Source organism: Rothia sp. HMSC061C12 (genome assembly GCF_001815755.1).
Taxonomy (GTDB): Bacteria; Actinomycetota; Actinomycetes; order Actinomycetales; family Micrococcaceae; genus Rothia; species Rothia mucilaginosa.
This window is the reverse complement of sequence record NZ_KV821843.1, coordinates 264,421-287,623: the sequence shown is the minus strand read 5'-3', so window position 1 is coordinate 287,623 and position 23,203 is coordinate 264,421. Positions and strand designations below refer to the sequence as shown.

Sequence of the window (23,203 nt, the reverse complement as noted above, 5' to 3'; positions counted from 1 at the left end):
CTACACGCTCACAAGGGTGAAGGCCGGAGAATCCCCCAACCCAAAAGTAATAAGGGTACTCCTGAATTGGGGGAGAGACTAACCGGCTAGATGCTTAGGAAGCGGAGGAAGAGGCGCTCGCGGAGGTGGAGGAAGTGGCACCAACCCACTTTGCCTTAATCTTGTCGAGTTCGCCGTTTTCCTTGAGCTTGGCGATGGTGGCGTTTGCCTTGGTCAGCAGTGCCTTGTTGTTGGAGGAAACTGCTGCGGCAATCTGCTCGGTGTTCTCGGAATCCTGGTAGGCAATCTTGAAGGAGTCCGGGTCGTTGGTCAGCGCCTCGGACACCACGGAGAGGTTCGCTGCGACTGCCTTGACCTGACCGGTCTTCAGAGCGGAGAACATGAGGGAGGTGTCTTCGTACTGGATGACCTCTGCACCGTTTTCCTTGGCGTAGGTTTCACCGCTGGTTGCCTGCTGCGCACCAACGCTCACGCCCTTCAGGTCTGCGGCGGAGGTGATGGAGGAACCCTTGGGGACCAGGATTGCCAGGTTGTCGTCGAAGTAGACGGTGGTGAATTCCATCTTGCTCTTACGTTCATCGGTCACGCCGATACCCGCCAGGGCGATATCGCACTGACCGGTGGCAAGACCGGTACCGGAGTCCAGACCCTCGAAGCTGATGGAGGTCAGCTGAGCCTTCACGCCCAGGTCGGAGGCGATAGCGTTGGCGATGTCTGCGTCCAGGCCGACGATGGTGCCGTTTTCTTCGTATTCGAAGGGCTTGTAGGGGGTGTTGGTGCAGACGCTGAGGGTGCCGGACTTGACGAGGCTGACCTCGCCGTTGGCGTCGGAGTTTTCGTTGGCGGTGGAGACGCAGCCGGTCAGTGCCAGGGGTAGTACTGCCAGTAGTGCGAGGGGCTTGAGGGATGCCTTCTTGAGGGATGCGGTGTTCATTGGGATGCTCCTGTGTGGGGTGTGCGTTCACTCGTTGAGTGGTGCGTTCTATGAAATCTAGAGTCTATTGTGCGCCCGCATGTTAAAAAATGCAAGCACATACATAAATATTCATAAATTTTTGCTGAATATGCATAAATCAACCCTTAAAGAGTGAATAAAACCCCGTCTGAACGACTCAAAAACCTTCACGGCACGCCCCTTAGCACGCCACATGATGCAACTACGGTTCACCCAACTATCGAATCCCCTAACCTCCATGCCACAATTGAGAGCGTGAACGCAGAGAAGAACACCCGCGCAACCCGCGCAACCCTAGATAAGAAAACCAGCGACATCGCCGCCATGTTTGATACCGTCGCCGAACGCTACGACCTCATGAACGGCATCCTCTCCCTCGGCCAGCACATCTACTGGCGCAAGCAGGCTGTCGCTGCCGTCGACGCACACCCCGGCCAGAAAGTGCTGGACGTAGCCGCAGGTACCGGCGTCTCCTCCGAGCCCTTCGCCGACGCAGGCGTAGACGTCATCGCAGCCGACCTCTCCGAAGGCATGCTGGATGTTGGCCGCCGCCGTCGCCCCGACATGACCTTCGTGCAGGCGGACGTCACCGCCCTGCCTTTCGAGGACGAATCCTTCGACGCAGTCACCATGTCCTACGGCCTGCGCAACGTCGCAGACTACCCCAAGGCACTGAGCGAAATCTACCGCGTGCTCAAGCCCGGCGGACGCATCGTCATCCTCGAGTTCTCCACCCCGACCTTCGCCCCCTTCGGCGCGGTCTACAAGAACTACATCATGAAGGCGATTCCGCCGATTGCCCGCGCAATCTCCTCCAACCCCGAATCCTACGAATACCTCGCCGAGTCCATCATCGCCTGGCCCAACCAGCAGGAACTGGCGCAGAAGTTCAAGGAGGCGGGCTTCACCTCCGTGCAGTACCGCAACCTCACCGGCGGCATCGTCGCCATTCACCGCGGTTTCAAGCCTGAAGCACACAACGCATAGACACCGCGTTCACACACCACCGAAGACACCAACACCAAGAAGATAGAAGACACCGTGAGCAACGCAGAGCAGCCCATTGCCGCAACCGACCTGCTGGGAGACCTCGACCTGAAGCTTCCTGCAGGCTTCGAACTCATCGCCGCAGACCCCAAGCTGGGTCCGCAGATTCTTTCCTCCCTCGCGCGTATTGAGGAGCGCCTGGCAGAAGCCATCGCACAGACCGATCACCTGGCGGATGTTGCATCCCGCCACCTGCTCTCCGCGGGCGGCAAGCGTGTGCGTCCCCTGCTGGCGCTGCTCTCGGCAGCTGTCGACGGCGAAATCAACGACGAGGTTATCGAGGCCGCCGTGGTCGTTGAGCTGACTCACCTGGCAACCCTCTACCACGACGATGTTATGGACGACGCCCCCAAGCGCCGTGGTGTGGACAGCGCCCAGATGATTTGGGGCAACTCCGTCGCCATTCTCACCGGTGACCTGATCTTCTCCCGCGCATCCCTGCTGGTCTCCGAGCTGGGTACCCGCCCCATGAAGATTCAGTCCCAGACCTTTGAGCGTCTGGTGCTCGGTCAGCTCTTTGAGACCACCGGCCCCCGCGAGGGCCAGGACCTGCTCGACCACTACATCGCGGTCATTGAGGGTAAGACCGGTTCCCTGATTGCCGCTGCCGGTGAGTACGGCTCCCTGCTTTCGGGCGCTTCCGAAGACGTCATCTCCATGGTCAAGGCGTACGGCGAGCTGGTCGGCGTGGCATTCCAGCTGGCTGACGACGTGATTGACATTGTGAGCGACGGCAAGACCAGCGGTAAGACCCGCGGCACCGACCTGCGCGAGGGCGTGCCGACCCTGCCGACCATCCTGCTGGACCGCGCGGTAGCCGCCGGCGACGAATCTGCTATTGCTGTTCGCGCCCTGCTGGATGCAGACCTCAGCTCCGACGAGGCTCTGGAGACCGCTGTGGAGGCGCTCGCCGCCCACCCGGTCACCCAGGAAGCATGGCAGATTGCTTACGACTGGGCGGACCGCGCGATTGCCGCGATTGCTCCGTTGCCCGAGTCCACCGCGAAGGCTGCGCTGGAGTCCTTCGCTCACGCTGTGGTTCACCGCGAGGGCTAAAATGCCTCACCACGTAACGTGTGCGCTGGCGTAAGCGCTGATGCGTCTCATACTTCAAAACCCCCGCTGAATCCAGTCAGATTCAGCGGGGGTTTTCTGCATTATGGCTAGTCAGTACCGGTTTTCAGGGCAGGTATGAGCGGGTGCCCTGTCCCGCATAGTTCCGTATGCTGGGGTCTCCTTGACCGCTATATGCCTTTAAGGTAATCCTTATAGGCATGCCTGAGGCGCACATCCACCCTTCAGACGTTTGACGGCTTCCACGCCCACCCCGTGTTGGAGAGCCGTTTACTATTTCTGGACGCGAGCAGAGCCCACCACTCCGACGGGTTATTCTCGCACCAACCATCCGCGTCCCCACACATTCGAGGTTTACAACTATGGGAGCATCTACCCCTAAGGCGCCCACGAAGCGCGAAGGCTTCTCTAGCCGTCGCGTCTTTATCTTTGCCGCCATCGGTTCTGCTGTTGGTCTGGGCAATATTTGGCGTTTCCCCTACATCGCATTTGATAACGGCGGCGGCGCCTTCATGATTCCCTATATTGTCGCCCTGCTGACCGCCGGTCTGACCTTCCTGTTCTTTGACTACGCAATCGGTCACCGTGCGCGTGCGTCGTCCCCGCTGGCTTTCCGCCGTCTGAACCGTAAGACCGAGTTCATTGGCTGGTGGCACATGGGTATCAACTTTGTCATCGCTATCTACTACGCCGCTATTGTGGCGTGGGCTCTGCGTTACATGGTTTTCTCCTTCACCAATGAGTGGGGCGATAACCCGAAGGCGTTCTTCCAGGGCGAGTTCTTGAAGGTCGCAAAGGATCCCGGCGTCTCCCTGGACTTCAACATGAACATCCTGATTCCCATGGTTCTGGTGTGGGGCGTTCTGCTCGCTGTGATGGCTCTGGGTGTTCAGAAGGGCGTGGGCGCAGCCAACATTATCTTCATCCCGCTGCTGCTGGTCATGTTCGTTGGTTTGGTGATTTACTCGCTGACCCTGCCCGGCGCTGTGGACGGTCTGAACGCTCTGTTCACCCCCAGCTGGGACTCCCTGGCTAACCCGGACGTGTGGGTTGCTGCGTACGGCCAGATTTTCTTCTCGCTGTCCATTGGCTTCGGCATTATGGTCACCTACTCTTCCTACCTGAAGCCTAAGACTGACTTGACCGGTTCCGGTGCTGTGGTTGGTTTCGCGAACTCCGGTTTCGAGCTTCTTGCTGGTATTGGTGTGTTCGCTGCTCTGGGCTTCATGGCTCAGGCTGCTGGCACCCAGGTGAGCGAGGTTGCGACCAGCGGTATTGGTCTGGCGTTCATCGCGTTCCCGACCATTATTTCTCAGGCACCCGGCGGCGTGCTGATCGGTATCCTCTTCTTCGGCTCCCTGCTCTTTGCTGGTTTCACCTCCCTCATTTCAATTCTTGAGGTGATTATCGCCGGTATTCAGGATAAGTTCGCGACCTCCCGTCTGGCGTCTACCATTCTGGTGATTGTTCCGATGGCTCTGATTTCGCTGCTGCTGATGCCGACCACCACCGGCCTGTACGTGCTGGATATTCTCGATAACTTCGTGAACCTCTTCGGCATTCTGGCAGCCGGCCTGTGCGCCATTATCGTGGTTGCATACGTGGTGCGCGCACTGCCCGCTCTGGCTGATCACCTGAACCGCTACTCCTCCATCAAGGTCGGCAAGATCTGGATGGGTCTGCTGGCTGTCGTGACCCCGCTGATTCTGGGTTACTCTCTGATTCAGAGCGTTATCAAGCTGATTGCGACCCCGTATGAGGGTTACCCCGCGGATCTGCTGGCGATTTTCGGTTGGGGTATGAGCGCACTGCTTCTGGTTGGTGCGATCGTTGTTTCTCTTCTGCCCTGGTCGAAGAAGTCTCGTGCGGCTGAAGAGCCGCCGGCGCCTCCGGTGATTTCCGGTCAGGTGGAGCACGGCCACGTTGATTCGACCATTACCCGTTAGGAGCCCTCATGTCTATCTCTGCAATTGTGATGCTCGTTGTGGCAATCCTGATCATTTGGGGTGGCCTGGGTTTGGCTCTGCTGAACCTGCACCGTCAGCCGGATCTGGATGCTCTCGACGATGCTGCTGAGGCTCAGGGCTCTGAGCTTTAGCGTGTGAACGCGATATATAGTGATGCCCCGCAGGCTAACGTCTGCGGGGCATCACTGTGTTTTATGCGGGAGTGTATTTTGTGCGGGACAGTGTTTTAGCCGGGTTGGGGAGAGCTACTTGCTCTGTACGTCTTCAGCTTTTACGAGCGGGATCATGCCGGTTTCCGGGTCGGACAGCGCGGAGGCGCGGTAGGAGCGGGAGGCACGCACCGCATCCACGGTGAAAATGATGAGCGCAATCCAGATGAGGCTCAGACCCAGCACCTTATCGGCGCTCATCTGCTCGTGCAGAACGGTCAGCGCCAGAACAAATTGGATGGTCGGGCCCAGGTACTGCACCATGCCAATGACTGACAGCGGTAGCGCCTTGGTTGCCGCCGCAAAGAGCATGAGGGGCACAACGGTGACCACGCCGGTGGATGCGAGAAGCCAGAAGTGCCCGGCACCTTCGCTGAAGAGGGTCATTTGTCCCTGAGCATTGAGCACAAAGAGGGCGGCAATGCCGAAGGGCGCCAGAATCAGAGTTTCGAGAGAGAGTGAAACGATGGGGCTCACGTCGTGGGCTACGCGTGCCTTGAGCAGGCCGTAGATGCCGAAGGAGAACGCCAGGCCCAGACCCGTCCAGGGCACCTGACCATAGATGAGGCTCATCATCAGCACCGCGATACATGAAATTGCGACGGATACCCACTGCGCGGCGCGCAGGCGCTCCTGCAGGAAAATCACGCCCAGCACCACGGAGACCAGCGGGTTAATGAAATATCCCAGGGACGCATCAATCGTGTGACCGCTGGTTGTTGCCATCACGTAGATAAGCCAGTTCGCGCAGATGAGGAACGATGCCGCCGTCAGTACCAGCATGATGCGGCGATCCTTGAGGGCGCGGCGGAAGTCCGCGGTTGCCCGCACAATCGGTAGTAGCAGGGCGCAGAAAATGAGGGAGAAGACCACTCGCGCCACCACAATCTCAATCGGTCCTGCCGGCGCCATCAGCACAAAATACAGGGGGAGCAGACCCCAAATGATGTAGGTGCCGATGATGGTGATAAACCCGTTGCGGGTGGTGTGCTTCTGCGTTTCTGACATGGTTTCGTCTGACCTGATTCTTCGGTTACGTTCTTCTAAGCTATTCATCGGGATGCGCCAGCTGGGTACCCACACAGGTTTCGATGCGCGCACACTACTGTACCCGATACGGGGTGCAGCATACGCTAGGGACGCCGCAGGCGCGGTACCACGAGGATACCGCGCCTGAGGAATGCTGCGTATTCGGTTTAGAGACCGAAGAAGCGGGAGAAGAAGCCCTTCTTCTTGGGCTGCTCTGCCTCGCGGCGTGCAGTTTCTTCCTGCTCGCGGCGGGCTGCCTCTTCGTGTTCTGCCTGCAGATCGGGAGCTGCGCCAGCGTTGCGGATGGGCTCCACGTGCTGCTCTTCGTATTCTGCTGCATCCTGCTCGACCTCGACGGGCTGCTCAGCTACAGTCTCAACGGCGACCGGCTCCTCAGCGTACTCTGCGGAAGCCTCAACGGTCTCGTACTCGGGCTGCTCGGCGCCGATGGACTCGTCAGTGTAGACGCGAGCCTGCTCGGTCTCCTCTGCCTCGTACTCGCCGGGCAGGGTCTCCACGGTGACCAAGCCGGGCTCTGCGTACTCTGCCGGCTCCTGATCGAAGGGAGCCTCGTCGGCGGGGTAGAGGTTCTCGGTGCTCTCGACGCCGGGTACCTCGGTCTCTGCGACCGGTGCGTGCTCGGCGATCTCGACCGCGCGCTCAGCTTCGGCCTCGGCACGTGCGGCGGCGCGTTCTGCTGCCTCCTGCTCGCGCTGTGCGTTCTGAGCGGCTGCCTCTGCGGCTGCCACGCGCTCAATCTCGGCGCGCAGTGCGGCGAGGGATTCGCGACGCTGTGCGGCAGCGGCTGCGCACTGCTCCAGAACCTCGGGGCCAACCTGGGGCTCAGCCTGCTCGATGCCGCTGATGCGACCCTCGTCGAACCACAGGCGCAGGGCACCGTCGGTTGCGGTCAGCACGGCGGTTGCCTCGGTGTCCCAGGCGATGTGGAAGCCGCGCTGCTGAGCGTAGGAGTCCACCGCCAGAACCTGGTTGTGGATTTCTTCGCTCTGCAGGGTCTTCGCGATTACGCGACCGATACCCTTGTAGGTCGGGGCCTCGAGGGTCAGCTCGGCACCCTCCAGCAGGGTCCATGCGCGCACGCCAGCGCCCGCGGGCAGCGGGTAGTGTGCGTACAGGCCGCTGATGGTCTTGGTTGCCAGGGTCAGGCGGCGTGCCAGGGACTCGGAGAGGGGCAGCTCGTCGGTGGTCAGTTCGGCCAGGCCGTCACGCTCACCGGTTTCGCGCGCCTGAATAGCAGCGGAAACAACGGAGTCGGGGAAGTAGCCCAGCTGCTGCCAAGACCAAATCCAAGTACCGCGGTTCTCGGATTCGGTGCCCAGCAGGTGCGGCTTGAGCGAAAGCGGGGGAGTGGTCTCAAAATCCAGAGACTGGGAGGTGAAATCCACGTTCCACTCGGAGGTACCCACGAGCTCAGCGAGTCGAGCCTGGTACTCGGTGGAGATAAAGATCGATGCGTCGATAAGGTCCTGCAGAGAATTCGTCATGCTTCAAGATTATCAACCTTTTAGCGTTCACTATGCCGTGTATCCCCGGTTTTGGGGTGCGCTTTAGGCGTATTGGACGTTAAGAGGGTCGAATGCACCGTCTGTAAGAGGTGTAGGGGAGAGGTAGAGCATATATCTTTCGGCGTAAACTATCTGCGTGGAGTGCCTGTGTTCGTTAGAATCGAAGAGACGGCTTCTTCCGGCACCCTGTAAGCCGACACTACGACCGAACACGGATGCCTCCAGCCGCGCCGTATTCACACTCAAGGATGTATGAACTATGACTGAACCCCGCCTCGCCGAGACGAGTAGCCGCGCCGCGCGCATCCAGGATGCGCTGAACAACATTGGAAGCTGGCTGCTGGATGTCGTTAGTGTTGACCCCGGCTGGAGCGAAATGGTGCTGGACGTCAAACCTCTGGCAGGTCAGATTTTCGTGCGTGTGCGTGAATTCCGCGACGGTGAAGAGTTCATTGGCACTATCGGCCCGCTCAAGGACGGCTCGCCCATTATTGCTGAGGTTCGCAAGTTGCAGCGTGCCGCCTACGACGGTAACCGCGGCACCTGGTTCACCGCCTCCATTGTGGTGGCGGCAACCGGCTGGCCGAACCCGCAGTTCAGCGTGGGTGCCTCCTATAACCGTGACGATGAGCCCGCCAGCTGGAAGAATGAAGGCACCCTGACCGCGACCGACGTGCGTGAGCACCTGACTGAGTTCCCGCGTGACGCGTCGCGTATTCCCGCCTGGGCTCGTGAACGTATGGAGGGTCGCGCCCGCCACTCTGCCGCCGCAGCGCTGTCTTCGAGCGAGCACGAGATTCCGAACCCCTACCTGGTCGCCGCTCTTGAGACGTTCCGTAACGATGTGCAGGAGCGAACCCTCATTAACGTGGTTCGCACGATGCTCGGCGGCGACGTTCTACTGGATGCGACCGGTTCCCTGCTGATTCCGTCTGAGACCGACCCGATGGGCCCCGAGTCGGTGCTGACCCACCAGGTTATTCGCATGCCCGAGACCGGTATGCAGGCGCTGTGCGTGTTCTCCTCCTCCGAGCACATTGGCAAGAGCTACGTGCGTCAGGAGTCCGAGGGCGACGAGCTGATTCTGCGCGAACCGGCGATGAAGGTCTTTATCGATTTCCTCGGCAACGAGGCGCTGGACCTGATTGTGGTTGACCCCGGCACCGACCACGAGTGCTACATTGAGCGCGCTCAGGTGCAGTGGATTGTCACTTCGCCCCGTAACGACGGCGCGAAGATGGCGCTGACCCAGGACAACATGCAGATGCTACTCGGCTCGCTGGTGTACCCGGCGTCCGTGCTGCTGGTGGGTGTTGACCCGGCTGACCCGTCCGGTACCTCTTTCGTCTTTGACCCGGATGAGAACGGCAACCCGCAGAGTCTGCTGGTGTTCACTTCGCCCATTGAGATTGCGGCACTGGATCCGCATATTGAGGTGCGTTCGGCGAACGCCCTGGATATTCTGCGTTACGCCCTGGAGATTGGTGCTCCGAGCGTGAAGGTGAACGCGATTAACCCCTCCACGGTGTTGACCGCGGCGCAGATTCGCGAGCTGCTGGAGATTGTGGGCTCTCAGCCCCGCATGGGTGCCTAAGCTCCTGCATTAAATAACTTAAACCGTTGAGGCGGCGACACTACTCGTGTCGCCGCCTCAACGGTTTAAAAGCTCTCATGACCGAGCCTGCCCGAGACTCCCGGGGCTATAGGGTTATGCCGCCAGGATGCGCGTTGCCGCTTCCTGCTGGGTGCGGGCGAGTGCCGCCTCCTGCTCGGTCTGGCAGTCTACACATACGCCCTGATAGAGCACGTCTGCGCTGAAGAGTGCCATGCCGTGAAAATCGCTGGGGGTCAGGCAGGGTGCGGAGCCGACCGCGCAGTCCACGTCTTCGACCTTGCCGCAACGTACGCAGAAGGCGTGGTGGTGGTTGTCGCCCGTGCGGGTTTCGTAGAGGGCGGGGGTTCCCGGCGGCTCAAACTTACGCAGCAGGTCGATGTCGGTCAGGTCGGCAAGAATCACGTAGACCGACTGAACCGTAATGGCGGGGATACGCTCGCGGACTGCCTGCACGATGGTGTCGGCGGTGGAGTGCGGGTGTTCCTGCACTGCGTGGAGTACGGCGAGGCGCTGCTTGGTGACGCGGCGGCCCCTGGCGCGCAGTCCGGTGGTCCATGCTTCTTCGAGCTGTTCGGGGCTCATTGCGGAGAGCAGGGGTAGGCCGGTGGTGTGGGCGCAACCGGTGTTGTGATGGTCTGGGCTTTGAGCCTTCTTCGTGTCGGAGGTTGTCTTTGCGTCGGTCATAGGTTTAAGTCTACACGTTATTATGAGAAATTCATCATTATTTTATGAAAAATTCATAATAAGCCGGTGGAGCGTCCCTTTCATCCACTCTGTGGCACCCCTCCTCACCCCGGCCTCGGGCGTGAAGAGATGCCGTACAATCAAAGAACCTAGAGTAACCCGCACCGGCAATCACCATCAAGGAGGATAGGGTCATGGTGTACGACTTCACAAACCCCATCTACATTCTGCTGATGATTCTGCTCTTCGGTGTGCCCATCGTGACCCCGGTGATTTACGGCCAGTACCGCAGTACTACCACTGGTTTTGATCTGGAGGGTCAGCTGATGCTCGGTCTGCTCTTCATCCTTTTTCTGGGCGCGTACGGCACGATTCTGCTGCTGGGTATTTTCCCCACTGCTACGGCGCAGGTGCTGGAGCAGGTGCCCCTGGTGAATATTCCGGGCGCTATTCCCTAATTCTTCTCGCGCTTTCGGCGCATGGGTGACGCTCTGGGTGAATCCGCGTGCCATAAGGTGCGCCCGCGGGTGCTTGCACGTATTCTATAGAGTCAAGTACACGCTGTACGCACTGACCTAATTGTTCAGGAGGATACCCATGCACAGCCATAACAACGGACTGAAAACTGCCCTGTTGATGGGCTCCATGGTGGGCATGATGCTGCTCATCGGTGGCCTGCTTTCGGCGACTTTCCGCACCTCCATTTTCATCTGGGTTATGGGCCTGTTTAGCTTGGGTTCGGTCGCGTACACCTACTGGAACTCCGATAAGCTTGCTCTGCGTTCCATGAATGCTTACCCGGTCAGCCGTGAAGAGGTTCCGGTGCTTTACGACATTGTGGAGGAGCTGTCCTCCCGCGCGGGCCAGCCCATGCCCGCCCTCTATGTGGCACCGACCATGACTCCGAACGCGTTCGCGACCGGTCGTAACCCGCAGAATGCGGCGGTGTGCTGCACCGAGGGTATTTTGCAGTTGCTGGATGAGCGCGAGATGCGCGGCGTGCTCGGCCACGAGCTGATGCACGTGTACAACCGCGATATCCTCACCTCTTCGGTGGCGGCGGGTATCGCCTCCATTATCGGTACTGTGGCTCAGTTCCTCTCGTTTGGCGCGATGTTCGGCGGATCCAACCGCGATGGTGAACGCGCCAACCCCCTCGCCATGTTCGTGGTTGCCATGCTGGCTCCCATTGCTACGCAGGTCATTCAGATGGCCATTAGCCGCACCCGCGAATTTGATGCCGACGAAGATGGTGCACGTCTGACCGGTGATCCGCTGGCTCTGGCTTCGGCGCTGAACAAGCTGGAGAGCGGTGTGTCCATGTATCCGATGGACCCGAACAACCGCAACACGGAGGCGGCGAGCGCCATGATGATTGCGAACCCCTTCGGTTCGCTGAAGAACATGCTCTCTACTCACCCGCCGATGGACCAGCGTATTGCGCGTCTGCAGCAGCAGGCTCGTGAGATGGGGCAGTACTAAGTCTTTTTGTCGCCCTCATCTCTGGGCGTGAATATGACCCGCGATGACGGGTTGGCAGACAAAAAATCCTCGGGGTGGCTACTGTGGAAGTAGCCACCCCGAGGATTTTTACGTTTCGGCTTCTAGTCCTCTATCCTCACCCATCGCTGGGCGGGGATAGAGGGTGAGAGCCTCGCCTGAGCTTAGCGGTAGTTGACGAACTGCAGGTCAATCTCAAGATCAGCGGACTTGAGCATTGCAATGACTTCCTGCAGGTCATCGCGGGACTTGGAGGAGACGCGCAGCTCGTCGCCCTGGATGTTCGCCTTTACGCCCTTGGGGCCCTCTTCGCGGATCATCTTGGAGATCTTCTTTGCCTGATCCTGCGCGATGCCTTCCTTGATGGAGCATTCGATGCGGATTTCCTTGCCGGATGCGTAGGGCTTGCCGGAGTCCAGGGACTTCAGGGAGATGCCGCGCTTGACCAGCTTGGACTGGAAAACGTCCAGCACTGCCAGTGCGCGCTCTTCGGCGTTTGCCTTGATGAGGATCTTGTCGCCGGAGTAGTCGATTTCTGCGCCAACGCCACGGAAGTCGTAACGCTGGGAGATTTCCTTCTGCGCCTGGTGCAGTGCGTTAGAAACTTCCTGCTTGTCCACCTTGGACACAATGTCGAATGAGGATTCGCTAGCCATGGGTTTTCCTTTCGTGAATGAGGTGCTACTGGCACCGGTTAGTACTAGCCTACCGGGTTGGGGCTCTTGTTCACAGCTAACTAACAGAAATACGGGCCTGTTTTACAGGCGTTACCAACCTAAAAAGAGGACAATAGAGATATGACCATTCATAACCTGTCTGCAACGGACGCACACACGAGCGAGGAAGCTCACGACCTGCAAACCCTGCTCTTCATTGACTTGCATACCTCTCTGGGCGCTGAGCCCGAAGATATTCCTGAGGCTGAGCGCCTCAGCGAGCCTGACCACCACGATATTCACCTTGACCTGCACGAGGAAGATGCTGAGCCTTCTCTCTTTGACGGTATCGGTATCACCCTGACGGAACCTTCGCTGGTGGCACGTTTCCGTGGCGTTCGCCGTGACCTGGAGCGTGAGATTGCCGGTGACATGTGCACCGTGGAGCAGGCGCGCCGCTATCTGGAGCACCTGGAGATTGTGCTTCTGCTTGAGCAGGATGGCGATACTCCTTCCCGCTCCTTCTAAAACTGCTGTAGGCGGTGGCTTTATTCGCGGCTTTATTCATAAGGTGAGAGCGTGGGCGCTGCGATAGATATGGGCGCGCGGTGAGCGTGCGCTGACGCTCTTGTGTGACGAAAAGACGATAAATACAACCAGATATATAACCTTCGTCACAAAACCCTATGTGAAGTGTACAAGTCCCTAAAACTGCTGTAGAGTAGTCTCTGTTCGCTTGAGCGAGCAACTAGCACCTAGCTAGGCGGCAGGTTACCCGAGCGGCCAAAGGGGGCTGACTGTAAATCAGCTGGCACTGCCTACGGGGGTTCGAATCCCTCCCCTGCCACAAATAGCCCGGTTACGAAAGTAACCGGGCTTTTGTGTATCTAAAACCAGTTTTATAGCGGATTCCGCAGCCGCTTTCCAACCCAGCTGCTTTCCACCGCGGTAATCTTCCACCACAGTGGTCTTCCACAGCAACGGTCTTTCATGGTTGCGCCCGTATTTTCTGGGTGCCCGCATTGGGTGCTTTCCTCAGGATGCTGTAGGGGACGACCACGGGGCTTCGCCCGCCGGGTCGGGCGCCTCCATCATTCGGCTACAGGGACATTCGCCAGAGTATTCGCGACACGCCCGTAAACCGGCTGAAACAGCCGCAAAAAGTATTTACTATGACCGCAATTTGTCATATCTTTCACATGTTTGAATCCCAGAGCGAACAATTAGCGATTGGGGTCTTGAGGGTGTAGCTTTATCTCATGGCTACTAATGAAATTACTCAGCAGAACCTGACTGCTACCGTCGAGAGCAACGATATTGTCTTCCTGGACTTCTGGGCAGATTGGTGCGGTCCCTGCAAGCAGTTCTCCCCCGTCTACGAGGCGGCTTCGGAGAAGCACAGCGACATTGTTTTCGGCAAGGTCGACACCGAGGACCAGGGCCAGCTCGCTCAGGCAGCAGGCATCACTTCCATCCCCACCATCATGGGCTTCCGTGACGGTATCCTGGTATACCAGCAGGCTGGCGCACTGCGCGAAGACCAGCTGGAGACCGTAATCGGTTCGATCCGCGAGCTCGACATGGACAAGGTCCGTGCAGAGATCGCAGCAGCAGAGGGCTCTGCAGAGAAGAAGTAAGCTCACCACCACAAAAGAGCTTGAACGGGGCGCACCCGCCGGCACAACCGGCAGGGGCGCCCCGCCCCCTTTTAACCTCGTGAGGGTGCAGGAGCGTTAGCGGTCGCGGTGATCCTCAATGGTCATGCGCGCCCCGTAGCGCTGCTTCGAAAAGCCCGAAGCATGCATGAGCCGCACCAGACGCTGCCGATGCGGGCTAAAGGGCGCCAGCAGGGAGAGCATTCCCGCATCATCGGTGCGCTGACCTATGAACAGCTCACCGACCGCGTGCGCCAGATGGTAGTCGCCCACGCTGATGGCATCCGGGTGCCCGCACACACGCTGCAGGGCCTCGGAAATACTCCACGGGCCCACGCCGCGCACAGCGTGCAGGCTCCGCGCCAGAAGTGCGACGTCGCCTTCTGCCGCAATGTTTTTTAGAGACTCTGCGGAACGAGCGTAAGCGTACACGGCATCGTAGCGGCTTTTATCAACGCCAGCCCGATGCCAATCCCAGGTAGGAATCGTCGCCAGGGTCCGGGCGCTTGGATAGACGCGCATCCCCTCCGGCTGATTCCCCAACCCGGTCGAAGGGGCGGGGGAGCCGTACTTTCGCAGAACCCAGCCTAAGGTCCTGAACGCTTCGGTCTGGGTGATGCGCTGCTCCACAATGGCGTTGAGCATCTGCCGGTCCAGCTGCCCCGAAGCGCTGAGGCGGAGCCCCGGATTCTGCCGCCACGCCTGCTGAACACGCGGCGGAAGAGACTCAAAAGAAGACAGAGCACCGAACTGTTCGGCGGGGTCGTGCAACCCCAGCCAGTACGTCATTTCCTGCGCTAGCGCCTGAAGGTCGGCTCGCGCCTGCATCTGCTGATCAGCGGCACTATAAGAAACCCAGATACGAATACGCACCGGGCGCATCAGCAGGCGATGCAGGGAGGGGAGAGTCTCGGGAAGCGTGGCTGTCTCCGCAACTCGTTCAACGTACAGCACCGCTGGGAACTCGTGAAACGGCGTGCGAGCCGTCAACCAGATTCTCTCAGCACCATCCGCGCGGCTCAGCGCACGATACGAAAAATCCTGAGCGCCGCGACGTAGCGACCCCAACGTCTGCGCCAACTGCACCGGAACATGCGGCTCAATCACAACCTCGCACACCTCAGGAGCCAGGACACCCGGAAGGGGCGAAGCGGCGGAGGAGAGAGTACGAACCTGAACGCGCGGCTGGTGAAGAACGGTAGGCTCCTGAAGAACATCCGCAAGCGCTGGCGCATAGGGCACACCAGCTGCCGCCAAAGGATGCCGGATGCGCCGAGCACCCGCTACCGGGTGGCTGTCAAGGGCCGCACAGTTAGGGGTGACACCGCCGGGGGTTGAGGAAGGAAACGTACTCACCACACCAGTCTATGCGCCCAAACCGGGCCCTAGCATCCGGGGCAGATATTTGAGGGACAAGATACAAAAAGCGCAGGAAGGGCAGGCACAGCGCTAATGCGATACCCTAAAGGGTAGAGTGAGAACGAACGCAAACTCCGCCACCGGCAACGACAAAGGCGACGCGTTCCACCCGTTCTGTGGGCGCCTGTAGCCCGGACACACACCCCGAGAGAAGGACGCCTATGGCAGCGGAAGCACACGAAGCATCCTCGAATACTGACGCACCTGAACAGAAGAACAGCACCGCCACCAGCGCGGACCGTACTCAGCGCGCCAAAAAACAGCCGCGTCAGTCCCTCACCGAGCGCGTCAAAAGCATCCGCCCCCTCGAACTACTACCCGGCCTGCTGCTTGCCGCCGCCGTCATGGCGTTGTACACCTACTACTCGCTGCAACAGATGAAGCACTGGATTACCCCCTCCTGGGACCTGGCGATTTTCACCCAGATGGCGCAGGCGTACTCGCACTTCTCCGTGCCCATCGTGCCCATTAAGGGGCCCGACTTTAACCTCTGGGGTGACCACTTCCACCCGATTCTGGTGCTCCTGGGACCCGTCTACGCGCTGTTCCCCTCGCCGACCACGCTACTGGTCGTGCAGAACGCCCTGGTCGCCTTCGCAAGCTTCGCCATTGTGCGCTTCACTCAGCGTGCCTTCGCGCTCGCCCAAAAAACTGAAGATGCGCAGAAGAGTGAACCTGCGCAGACTGCTCAGTCCGCAAAACTTCAGGGCGTTATCCCGACCATCACCGGTCTGCTGCTCGGCGCCGGATTCGCCCTCAGCTTCGGCGTTCAGCAAGCTATCGCCGCCCAATTCCACGAAGTAGCCTTCGCCGTGCCGCTACTGGCCATGAGCCTCGGCTACCTGGTGCTCGCCTCGCGAGTGAGTGGCACCGAACGTGCCCGCTACCTCGCCTACGCCTGCTGGTGGGCTCTACCCATTGCCTTCGTTAAAGAAGATATGGGCATTACTGTCGCAGCCATCGGCCTCATCATCTTTATCCGCACCGGCTGGCTGAGCACCGCCGTAGACATTCTGATGCCGCGCCTCTCCGCGGGCACCCCCGCCCCCATGCGAATCCGCGTGCATCAGCTCTACTCCTCCTGGGCGCGCACCCCCGCCGTCGCCGAATCCACCATGGTCATGATTTGGGGCGTATTCTGGTCCGCCGTCGCCATCTACGTGATTCTGCCCTACTTCAATAGCGGCGGAAACTTCGACTATGCCGACAAGGTGAACTTATCTGCGGCTCTGGGCGACCCCTTCGGCTCGGCACTGCAGATGCTCAGCAACAACACCAAGCTGGCAACCCTCGGCCTGCTGCTCATTACCGGAGCAGTCCTCTGGGTGATTTCTCCGCTCGCGGCAATTGCCCTGCCGACCCTTGCCTGGCGTCTACTCTCCACCATGGAATCCTACTGGGCAAGCACCTGGCACTACTCGCTCGTGCTCATGCCCGTCGTCTTCTTCGCCCTGCTCGACGCTGTCATGCGGATACGCTACGGAGTGGTTCCCGCTGCGATTCCGGCGCGTTTGGGCGCGCGCGCAGCCGATAGCGCCTCCGCGCAGGAACCTCAGACCAATACCGAGCCCGGCCGCCTGACCGCCACGGCGCGCCGCATGCCCGTGTGGGTTCTGCCTGCCGTGGCGCTCTTTCTAGCCGCGTCCCCGATTTTCGTGCCCGGATCCCAGCAGCCCCTCGCGTCCCTGGGTAATGCGCAGTTCACCGCCTCCGCGCTGACTACGACTGACCAGATGAAGCAGGACGCCGTGCAGAAGGTCCCCGAAGGGGTAACGGTCGCATCTGACCTGTCGATTCTGACCCAGCTAATCCCCGGCCGCACCGTCTACTGGATCGGCCACACCGGCGAACCCGCCCCCGACTACGTGGTCATTGACCGCAAGAGCAACTCCTGGGGTGGCAACCCGCCGACCAACGCCGCACAGTACGCGGCTGACCGCTACGGCCACTCCTACGCTAAGTACGCGACCGTCGGCACGATTGATATTGTGCGCCGCGTAGACTAGCCTCTCGGTTCAGCGGCTCAATGAGCGCCCACCCCGCAAACGCTGGGGTGGGCGCTCGCATTTAAGAGATGAGGTTTTAAGCACCTTTTTATGACTCAAGTGGGGACCCTGCTGTACACTGGATAGAACACGGGAACCCCCGATGAAGGTCTTGTGCGCACCCGGCACCCAAGGTGGTGCTGGAATTGTAGGTGCGCCGTACTCACCATCACCGATTGATACGCCCCATAAATTTGCGGTTCACACCGTACACGCGGGCTTCTCTTAACGATCTCTGGTCCAGCGTCTTTACTGCGTCTGCTGTAACAGACACACCACCGCCGTAGAGCGGGAAGGCGAACCACCAGGAATACGTGACATTGCATGTGAGCATTACCCACCCTGTACACCCCTGATTCGCAGGGACTACTGTGCGCCAAGCACAGAGTACGAATAGGCGTGCGGATAATGTGCCGAGAAATTCAAGACCACCCCCAGCAAAAGCCGCTACCCGCAGCATCCGCAGAACACCTCTGCAGAATGCGCCGGTAACGGAGGACCCCTGGACGTTCTACTCCCCAGGGGATGATGTGTGGCTGGGCCGTGAAGGGGACACCCGGTAAGCGCCGAAAAGCGTGCGCTTCCACCCCTACCGTATAGAGGAAAAATTGACTGAGAATACTGCTACCCCGGCCGAACTGAACGCCGAGGCAGAGACCGTTGTGACCACTGAGAACATCACCGAGAACACCGTTGAGAGCCCTGCTGTAGAAGCAGAAGAAACCACCGCAGAAGCTACTGCAGAAGCACCCGCCGAAGAAACCGCCGAAAAGGCTGAAGAAGAAGGCGTACGCTTCACCGACCTGGGCCTGGACGCCCGCGTCCTGGCAGCCCTGGAAGAGGTCGGTTACGAGAAGCCGTCCCCCATTCAGGAGCAGACTATCCCCCTGCTGCTTGAAGGCCACGACGTGGTCGGTCTGGCACAGACCGGTACCGGTAAGACCGCAGCATTCGCGCTGCCGGCACTGTCCCGCATGGCTGAACTCGCCGACATCAACGGCATCTCCCGAGACACCCAGGTCCTGGTCCTGGCACCCACCCGTGAGCTGGCTCTGCAGGTTGCAGAAGCCTTCTCCTCCTACGCAACCCACATGGAGGACTTCACCGTCCTGCCCATCTACGGTGGCTCCCCCTACGGCCCGCAGCTGGCTGGTCTGCGCCGCGGTGCGCAGGTCGTCGTCGGTACCCCCGGCCGTGTGATTGACCACCTCGAAAAGGGCTCCCTGGACCTGTCCAACCTGCAGTACCTGGTACTGGACGAGGCAGACGAAATGCTGCGCATGGGCTTCGCCGAAGATGTGGAAAAGATCCTCGAAGGCACCCCCGACAGCAAGCAGGTTGCACTCTTCTCCGCAACCATGCCCAACTCGATCCGCAAGATCGCTCAGCAGTACCTGAACGACCCCAGCGAAGTTCGTGTCAAGGCTAAGACCACCACCAGCGCAAATATCTCCCAGCGCTACATGCAGGTCATGCACTCCCACAAGCTGGACGCAATGACCCGCGTGCTCGAGGTCGAAAACTACGACGGCATCATTGTCTTCGTGCGCACCAAGAAGGAAACCGAGGAAGTTGCCGACAAGCTGAAGGCACGCGGTTTCGCGGCAGCAGCGATTAACGGTGACATCCCTCAGCAGCTGCGTGAGCGCACCGTTGACGCCCTGCGTGACGGCCGCATCGACATCCTCGTGGCAACCGACGTGGCGGCACGCGGTCTGGACGTTGAGCGCATCTCCCTGGTCGTCAACTACGACATCCCCCACGACACCGAGTCCTACGTGCACCGCATCGGCCGCACCGGCCGTGCAGGTCGTGAAGGTGCCGCAATCCTCTTCGTCACCCCGCGTGAGAAGTACATGCTGCGTCAGATCGAGAAGGCAACCCGCCAGAAGGTTGAGCCGATGCACATGCCCACCGCAGAGGCAGTGAACGAGACCCGTAAGCAGCGCTTCGCACAGCAGATTACCGAGACCATCGAGTCTGAGGACCTGAGCTTCTTCCGCGAGATTATCGAGGACTACGAGAACGAGCACGACACCACCGCTGAGGACATCGCAGCCGCACTGGCTGTTATCGCCCAGCAGGGCCGCCCCTTCTTCCTCGATGAGAGCGAAGACATCGCCAACAAGTCCCGCCCCTTCTCCGACGACGATTCGGACCGCGGCGGCCGCAAGGCAAAGCGCGCGCACAACGACGAGGGCATGGTCAACTACAAGCTGAACGTTGGCCGTTCCTCCCGCGTGACCGCAGGCGCTATCGTGGGCGCGCTGGCTAACGAGGGTGGCATTAAGGGCTCCCAGATTGGCTCCATCGACATTCGCCAGCACTTCACTATTGTTGGCCTGCCCGAGGACCTGCCCCGCGACTTCTTCGATCGCCTGCGCGACACCAAGATTGCTGGCGAGTTCATCAACATCCGCAAGGACAACGGTCCCAAGGGCGGCGGCGGTGGCCGCGGCTTTGGTGGTGGCCGTCGTGAGGGCGGTTTCCGCGACTTCGATCGCCGCGAGGGTGGCCGTCGTGAAGGCGGCTACCGCGGTAACCGTGAGGGTGGCCGTGACTTCGGCGGTGACCGCGACTTCAAGCGTGGCGGCCGTGATTTCGGTGGCAAGCGTAATGACCGTGACTTTGGTGGTCGCGACTTCGGTGGCCGTGATAACCGCCGTGATGGCGGCTACCGTGGCAACCGCGATGGTGGCCGTGACTTCGGCGGTCGCGACTTCGGTGGCCGTGATAACCGCCGCGATGGCGGCTACCGCGGTAACCGTGACGGTGGCCGTGACTTCGGCGGCCGCGGCAAGCGCTACTAAGATTTCAGCTAAGCCTGAATTTGCGGTATGAGGGGCTTGCTAAGGCTATCGGCTAGCAGCCTTGTCATTCGCATATGAGTCAAAGACCGGCAGGGGAGCGATGAGCTCTCCTGCCGGTCTTTATGTATATGGGTGTTGATGTGTTTGCGTCAGCTGTTGCGGTGGTGCCTGATCATTACTGGGGCGCCTGGTCATTGCTGGGCTATCGTGCGGCAGGGCGGAGAACAGGAAAACGTTAAATGTGGTGCATGCCATAGCTTCTCCGCTTGCGAGCATTCTTGAAGACCTGTATAGTTTTACCTGTTGCCCCGATAGCTCAGTGGTAGAGCGCCATCTTGGTAAGATGGAGGTCCCGGGATCGATTCCCGGTCGGGGCTCTCTCATTAATTCATGCGAGAGCACGTATTAATGATGTGGCGGTGTAGCTCAGCTGGTTAGAGCGCACGACTCATAATCGTGAGGTCGACGGATCGAGCCCGTCCACCGCTACGCCCCGATAGCTCAGTGGTAGAGCGCCATCTTGGTAAGATGGAGGTCCCGGGATCGATTCCCGGTCGGGGCTCAGATAAGCCTGTCTCTTCGGAGGCAGGCTTTTTTGTTTGCCATTTTGTCTGCCTATTTTCTTTGCCTGAAGCCCGGTCTGCATGTGCTCAATAGGTACTCAGCCCCGCGGCCCGATGCCGGGCATAGCAAAGCCCCCGAGAAAAATACTCGGGGGCTTCATCTTTATGCTCTGATCGAAGCGTTAGGAGGCGCGGCGCACCACCGGCAGCTGGGACAGCAGCTCGTAGGAGCGCAGACGGTCCTCGTGCTCCCACGCCTCGGTCATGACGATGAGCTCGTCAGCGCCCGTGCGCGCCACCAGGTCCTCAATACGAGCCTGTGCGGTGGCGGGGGAGCCTACGATTGCTTCGGCGGTCATGCGTTCAATGTGCATCTTCTCCGCGTCGGTCCAGACGGCGTCCATATCTTCCACGGGAGGTGCGAAAGACAGATTGCCGCGCACCACGCCCAGGAAATGCTGCTGCTGGGTCGTGTACAGGTAGCGTGCTCGCTCGTCGGTATCGGCGAGCATTGCGGTTGCACCCACCATGACGTAGGGCTGTTCCAGGTGCTCGGAGGGCTTGAAGTTTGCGCGGTAGGTGTCTACCGCCTCCTGCAGCATTGCGGGCGCAAAATGCGAAGCGAACGCGTAGGGCAGACCCAGCTGTGCGGCAAGCTGCGCACCGAACAGGGAAGAACCCAGAATGTACAGGGGCACCTTCGAGCCCTGGCCGGGAATGGCGTGCACGCGGTGCATGGGGGAGGGCTCGCCCAGGAAGCGCTGCAGCTGCTGCACCTCGGCGGGGAAGCTCATGGCGGCAGAATCGTCGCGGCGCAGAGCGGCGGCGGTCATCGGGTCGGTGCCGGGCGCACGGCCCACACCCAGGTCAATACGGCCGGGGTGGAATGCGTTGAGGGTACCGAACTGCTCCGCCACCACGTAGGGTGCGTGGTTGGGGAGCATAATGCCGCCCGAACCCACGCGAATACGCTCGGTTGCGGCAGCGATCTCCGCCATGACCACGACGGTCGCCGAGGACAGCAGGGAGCCGGCATTGTGGTGCTCGGCGACCCAGAAACGCTCGTAGCCGTAGGACTCAGCCGCGCGGGCGGCATCGATGGTGTTGAGCATGGTCTGGTGCTGGCTCTGGTCGGGGCGGTGCGGCATCAGGTCAAGCACCGAAATTTTTACGTTGGAAGACATAACTTTTCCTTCTGAAATAGATTGCGGGTACCCGTCCAGCCTACGCCTGCTTGGGCTGGATGGGTAGGGGCCTTCGCTAGCAGGTAAAAATGCGACGAAATACTGCACGCCTGCACGCCGGTTACCTGTACAGTGGTCTGTCCACTCTGTGCGTTTGAGCTGAACACTGTGCACAAGAACGGTAGACTGAAATCATGAGCATTAACCCTGAGATTGTGGGCAGGGTCTACCCGTCCGAGAACACCTACGTTGTCGGTCGCGAAAAGATCCGCGAATTTGCCCGAGCAGTTCACGCAGAAAACCCCCTCCACCACGACGTTGAGGCAGCCCGCGCGGCAGGGTACGCAGATGTGATTGCCCCGCCGACCTTCGCCATTATCCTGGCGCAGGCAGCTGACGCGGCACTCATCAACGACGATTCCGCCGGTATTGATTTCTCCCGCGTGGTGCACGCCGACCAGCGCTTCACCCACCACCGCCCCATCGTTGCCGGTGATGAGCTGCGCACCGAAGTTCACGTGGACTCCGTGCGCGTTATGGGTGCCGGCGCAATGCTGACCACCCGCGAAGAAATCGTTGACGCGCAGGGCGAGCCGGTCACCACCTGCATCTCTTCCCTGCTGGTTCGTGCTGAGGAGGAAAACTAATGGTGCGTTTTGTAGATCTTGAAAAGGGCCAGGAAATCGGTTCGCGTACCGTGGAGCTCTCCCGCGCTTCGCTGGTGCGTTACGCTGGCGCATCCGGTGACTTCAACCCGATTCACTGGAACGAGCGTTTTGCTCAGTCGGTGGGCCTGTCCGGCGTGATTGCTCACGGCATGCTGACCATGGGTACCGCCGTGCAGCTCGTGAGCGACTGGGCGGGCGACCCCGGTGCGATTGTGGACTACCAGACTCGATTCACCAAGCCCGTTCCCGTGGCGGATGCACCCGGCGGCGAAAACCCCGACACCCCCACGAACGCCCTGACCATCAGCGGTAAGGTGGGCGCCCTGAATGAGGAAGAGCGCACCGCCCGCATTGACCTGACCGTCACCGCTCGTGATGAGGAAGGCAAGGAACAGAAGGTTCTGATGAAGAGCCAGGCTGTGGTTCGTCTCTCGGCATAGATTTTTCTGTGCGGGTAGATAACCGCGTGAAAGTAGCTATGTGAAAGCCCTGGTGCTACCGCGATGCGGTGGTGCCGGGGCTTTTGTGCGCTCGGCTGCGCGCTCGCCGGCGGGTGGTGGCGCTTCTTTTGTGTGGGAGGCGCGCCGGAAAATGAAG

20 protein-coding genes and 4 tRNA genes are annotated in these 23,203 nt (G+C 60.0%); 17 read left to right on the top strand and 7 right to left on the bottom strand.

The window, feature by feature from the left end; translation table 11 throughout:
• Window positions 1-94: 94 nt before the first annotated feature.
• Window positions 95-934 (bottom strand): ABC transporter substrate-binding protein, encoded by an 840-nt coding sequence (locus tag HMPREF3055_RS02720; protein WP_070674851.1) that lies wholly within the window; start codon window positions 932-934, stop codon window positions 95-97.
• 276 nt (window positions 935-1,210) lie between these two features.
• Here HMPREF3055_RS02720 and HMPREF3055_RS02715 point away from each other — a divergent pair, with 276 nt between their 5' ends.
• The 4 genes from HMPREF3055_RS02715 (at window position 1,211) to HMPREF3055_RS09070 (ending at window position 5,174) form a co-directional block, all read left to right on the top strand.
• Window positions 1,211-1,942 carry a demethylmenaquinone methyltransferase gene (locus HMPREF3055_RS02715; RefSeq protein WP_070737773.1) on the top strand — a complete coding sequence of 244 codons (732 nt, stop codon included), beginning with the start codon at window positions 1,211-1,213 and terminating at the stop codon, window positions 1,940-1,942.
• Window positions 1,943-1,996: 54 nt separating this feature from the next.
• Window positions 1,997-3,058 (top strand): polyprenyl synthetase family protein, encoded by a 1,062-nt coding sequence (locus HMPREF3055_RS02710; protein WP_049356287.1) that lies wholly within the window; start codon window positions 1,997-1,999, stop codon window positions 3,056-3,058.
• Window positions 3,059-3,438: 380 nt separating this feature from the next.
• The gene (locus tag HMPREF3055_RS02705; RefSeq protein WP_005504797.1) at window positions 3,439-5,022 is read left to right on the top strand and encodes a sodium-dependent transporter; all 1,584 of its coding nucleotides are present in this window, start codon (window positions 3,439-3,441) and stop codon (window positions 5,020-5,022) included.
• A gap of 8 nt (window positions 5,023-5,030) precedes the next feature.
• On the top strand, window positions 5,031-5,174 hold the full coding sequence (locus HMPREF3055_RS09070; protein ID WP_080974509.1) for a methionine/alanine import family NSS transporter small subunit: 144 nt from the start codon (window positions 5,031-5,033) through the stop codon (window positions 5,172-5,174).
• Between the two features lie 114 nt (window positions 5,175-5,288).
• Here HMPREF3055_RS09070 and rarD read toward each other — a convergent pair whose 3' ends face one another.
• Window positions 5,289-6,260, bottom strand: a complete 972-nt coding sequence (gene rarD / locus HMPREF3055_RS02700; protein WP_049349172.1) for an EamA family transporter RarD — start codon at window positions 6,258-6,260, stop codon at window positions 5,289-5,291.
• Between the two features lie 188 nt (window positions 6,261-6,448).
• A complete protein-coding gene (locus HMPREF3055_RS02695; RefSeq protein WP_070737769.1) occupies window positions 6,449-7,786 on the bottom strand; it encodes a DUF6882 domain-containing protein in 1,338 nt (445 codons plus the stop codon).
• 280 nt (window positions 7,787-8,066) lie between these two features.
• Here HMPREF3055_RS02695 and HMPREF3055_RS02690 point away from each other — a divergent pair, with 280 nt between their 5' ends.
• Window positions 8,067-9,401: an SseB family protein gene (locus HMPREF3055_RS02690; RefSeq protein WP_070737766.1), complete on the top strand. Its 1,335-nt coding sequence runs from the start codon at window positions 8,067-8,069 to the stop codon at window positions 9,399-9,401.
• Between the two features lie 114 nt (window positions 9,402-9,515).
• On the opposite strand, the gene HMPREF3055_RS02685 is transcribed toward HMPREF3055_RS02690, so the two are convergent.
• Entirely contained in the window at window positions 9,516-10,106 is a 591-nt protein-coding gene (locus tag HMPREF3055_RS02685) for a Fur family transcriptional regulator (protein ID WP_005504803.1), read from the bottom strand.
• A gap of 194 nt (window positions 10,107-10,300) precedes the next feature.
• Between HMPREF3055_RS02685 and HMPREF3055_RS02680 the strand changes: the two genes are divergently transcribed.
• Together HMPREF3055_RS02680 and htpX are read left to right on the top strand one after the other, a co-directional pair.
• The gene (locus tag HMPREF3055_RS02680; RefSeq protein ID WP_005504804.1) at window positions 10,301-10,564 is read left to right on the top strand and encodes a hypothetical protein; all 264 of its coding nucleotides are present in this window, start codon (window positions 10,301-10,303) and stop codon (window positions 10,562-10,564) included.
• A gap of 139 nt (window positions 10,565-10,703) precedes the next feature.
• The gene (gene htpX / locus HMPREF3055_RS02675) at window positions 10,704-11,588 is read left to right on the top strand and encodes a zinc metalloprotease HtpX (protein ID WP_005504807.1); all 885 of its coding nucleotides are present in this window, start codon (window positions 10,704-10,706) and stop codon (window positions 11,586-11,588) included.
• Between the two features lie 182 nt (window positions 11,589-11,770).
• On the opposite strand, the gene HMPREF3055_RS02670 is transcribed toward htpX, so the two are convergent.
• Window positions 11,771-12,262 carry a YajQ family cyclic di-GMP-binding protein gene (locus HMPREF3055_RS02670; protein WP_049341065.1) on the bottom strand — a complete coding sequence of 164 codons (492 nt, stop codon included), beginning with the start codon at window positions 12,260-12,262 and terminating at the stop codon, window positions 11,771-11,773.
• 141 nt (window positions 12,263-12,403) lie between these two features.
• On the opposite strand from HMPREF3055_RS02670, the gene HMPREF3055_RS02665 reads away from it, so the two are divergent.
• The 3 genes from HMPREF3055_RS02665 (at window position 12,404) to trxA (ending at window position 13,899) form a co-directional block, all read left to right on the top strand.
• Window positions 12,404-12,790 carry a hypothetical protein gene (locus HMPREF3055_RS02665; RefSeq protein WP_012902988.1) on the top strand — a complete coding sequence of 129 codons (387 nt, stop codon included), beginning with the start codon at window positions 12,404-12,406 and terminating at the stop codon, window positions 12,788-12,790.
• A gap of 237 nt (window positions 12,791-13,027) precedes the next feature.
• Window positions 13,028-13,109: transfer RNA gene (locus tag HMPREF3055_RS02660), tRNA-Tyr, on the top strand.
• Between the two features lie 412 nt (window positions 13,110-13,521).
• Entirely contained in the window at window positions 13,522-13,899 is a 378-nt protein-coding gene (gene trxA, locus HMPREF3055_RS02655) for a thioredoxin (protein ID WP_012902990.1), read from the top strand.
• A gap of 96 nt (window positions 13,900-13,995) precedes the next feature.
• Here the strand turns inward: trxA and HMPREF3055_RS02650 are convergent, their stop codons facing one another.
• A complete protein-coding gene (locus tag HMPREF3055_RS02650) occupies window positions 13,996-15,273 on the bottom strand; it encodes a DNA-3-methyladenine glycosylase family protein (protein WP_231840287.1) in 1,278 nt (425 codons plus the stop codon).
• 224 nt (window positions 15,274-15,497) lie between these two features.
• On the opposite strand from HMPREF3055_RS02650, the gene HMPREF3055_RS02645 reads away from it, so the two are divergent.
• The 5 genes from HMPREF3055_RS02645 to HMPREF3055_RS02625 all read left to right on the top strand — a co-directional run bounded on the left by HMPREF3055_RS02645 (window position 15,498) and on the right by HMPREF3055_RS02625 (window position 20,753).
• Window positions 15,498-17,342: a DUF2079 domain-containing protein gene (locus tag HMPREF3055_RS02645; RefSeq protein WP_070737763.1), complete on the top strand. Its 1,845-nt coding sequence runs from the start codon at window positions 15,498-15,500 to the stop codon at window positions 17,340-17,342.
• 647 nt (window positions 17,343-17,989) lie between these two features.
• Complete coding sequence (locus tag HMPREF3055_RS02640) at window positions 17,990-20,191, top strand: DEAD/DEAH box helicase (RefSeq protein WP_070737761.1); 2,202 nt, start codon at window positions 17,990-17,992, stop codon at window positions 20,189-20,191.
• Between the two features lie 305 nt (window positions 20,192-20,496).
• Window positions 20,497-20,568, top strand: a tRNA-Thr gene (locus HMPREF3055_RS02635).
• A gap of 38 nt (window positions 20,569-20,606) precedes the next feature.
• Window positions 20,607-20,680, top strand: a tRNA-Met gene (locus HMPREF3055_RS02630).
• A gap of 1 nt (window position 20,681) precedes the next feature.
• A tRNA-Thr gene (locus HMPREF3055_RS02625) sits at window positions 20,682-20,753 on the top strand.
• A gap of 183 nt (window positions 20,754-20,936) precedes the next feature.
• On the opposite strand, the gene HMPREF3055_RS02620 is transcribed toward HMPREF3055_RS02625, so the two are convergent.
• Window positions 20,937-21,938 carry an LLM class flavin-dependent oxidoreductase gene (locus tag HMPREF3055_RS02620; RefSeq protein ID WP_005504823.1) on the bottom strand — a complete coding sequence of 334 codons (1,002 nt, stop codon included), beginning with the start codon at window positions 21,936-21,938 and terminating at the stop codon, window positions 20,937-20,939.
• A 194-nt stretch (window positions 21,939-22,132) separates the two neighbouring features.
• Between HMPREF3055_RS02620 and HMPREF3055_RS02615 the strand changes: the two genes are divergently transcribed.
• Together HMPREF3055_RS02615 and HMPREF3055_RS02610 are read left to right on the top strand one after the other, a co-directional pair.
• Window positions 22,133-22,585 (top strand): MaoC family dehydratase N-terminal domain-containing protein, encoded by a 453-nt coding sequence (locus HMPREF3055_RS02615; protein ID WP_005504824.1) that lies wholly within the window; start codon window positions 22,133-22,135, stop codon window positions 22,583-22,585.
• Window positions 22,585-23,046, top strand: coding sequence for a MaoC family dehydratase (locus HMPREF3055_RS02610; protein ID WP_070737758.1), 462 nt, complete (start codon window positions 22,585-22,587; stop codon window positions 23,044-23,046). The genes HMPREF3055_RS02615 and HMPREF3055_RS02610 overlap by 1 nt, the downstream gene beginning before the upstream one ends.
• The last annotated feature ends 157 nt before the right edge of the window (window positions 23,047-23,203 follow it).

Bases quoted from the DNA above. Each gene is read 5' to 3' on its own strand.
- HMPREF3055_RS02685 (WP_005504803.1), bottom strand. From the start codon at position 10,106: ATGACCGACGCAAAGACAACCTCCGACACGAAGAAGGCTCAAAGCCCA.
- htpX (WP_005504807.1), top strand. From the start codon at position 10,704: ATGCACAGCCATAACAACGGACTGAAAACTGCCCTGTTGATGGGCTCC.
- HMPREF3055_RS02615 (WP_005504824.1), top strand. From the start codon at position 22,133: ATGAGCATTAACCCTGAGATTGTGGGCAGGGTCTACCCGTCCGAGAAC.
- HMPREF3055_RS02720 (WP_070674851.1), bottom strand. From the start codon at position 934: ATGAACACCGCATCCCTCAAGAAGGCATCCCTCAAGCCCCTCGCACTA.
- HMPREF3055_RS02705 (WP_005504797.1), top strand. From the start codon at position 3,439: ATGGGAGCATCTACCCCTAAGGCGCCCACGAAGCGCGAAGGCTTCTCT.
- rarD (WP_049349172.1), bottom strand. From the start codon at position 6,260: ATGTCAGAAACGCAGAAGCACACCACCCGCAACGGGTTTATCACCATC.
- HMPREF3055_RS09070 (WP_080974509.1), top strand. From the start codon at position 5,031: ATGTCTATCTCTGCAATTGTGATGCTCGTTGTGGCAATCCTGATCATT.
- HMPREF3055_RS02670 (WP_049341065.1), bottom strand. From the start codon at position 12,262: ATGGCTAGCGAATCCTCATTCGACATTGTGTCCAAGGTGGACAAGCAG.
- HMPREF3055_RS02665 (WP_012902988.1), top strand. From the start codon at position 12,404: ATGACCATTCATAACCTGTCTGCAACGGACGCACACACGAGCGAGGAA.
- HMPREF3055_RS02680 (WP_005504804.1), top strand. From the start codon at position 10,301: ATGGTGTACGACTTCACAAACCCCATCTACATTCTGCTGATGATTCTG.
- trxA (WP_012902990.1), top strand. From the start codon at position 13,522: ATGGCTACTAATGAAATTACTCAGCAGAACCTGACTGCTACCGTCGAG.
- HMPREF3055_RS02620 (WP_005504823.1), bottom strand. From the start codon at position 21,938: ATGTCTTCCAACGTAAAAATTTCGGTGCTTGACCTGATGCCGCACCGC.
- HMPREF3055_RS02695 (WP_070737769.1), bottom strand. From the start codon at position 7,786: ATGACGAATTCTCTGCAGGACCTTATCGACGCATCGATCTTTATCTCC.
- HMPREF3055_RS02645 (WP_070737763.1), top strand. From the start codon at position 15,498: ATGGCAGCGGAAGCACACGAAGCATCCTCGAATACTGACGCACCTGAA.
- HMPREF3055_RS02690 (WP_070737766.1), top strand. From the start codon at position 8,067: ATGACTGAACCCCGCCTCGCCGAGACGAGTAGCCGCGCCGCGCGCATC.
- HMPREF3055_RS02610 (WP_070737758.1), top strand. From the start codon at position 22,585: ATGGTGCGTTTTGTAGATCTTGAAAAGGGCCAGGAAATCGGTTCGCGT.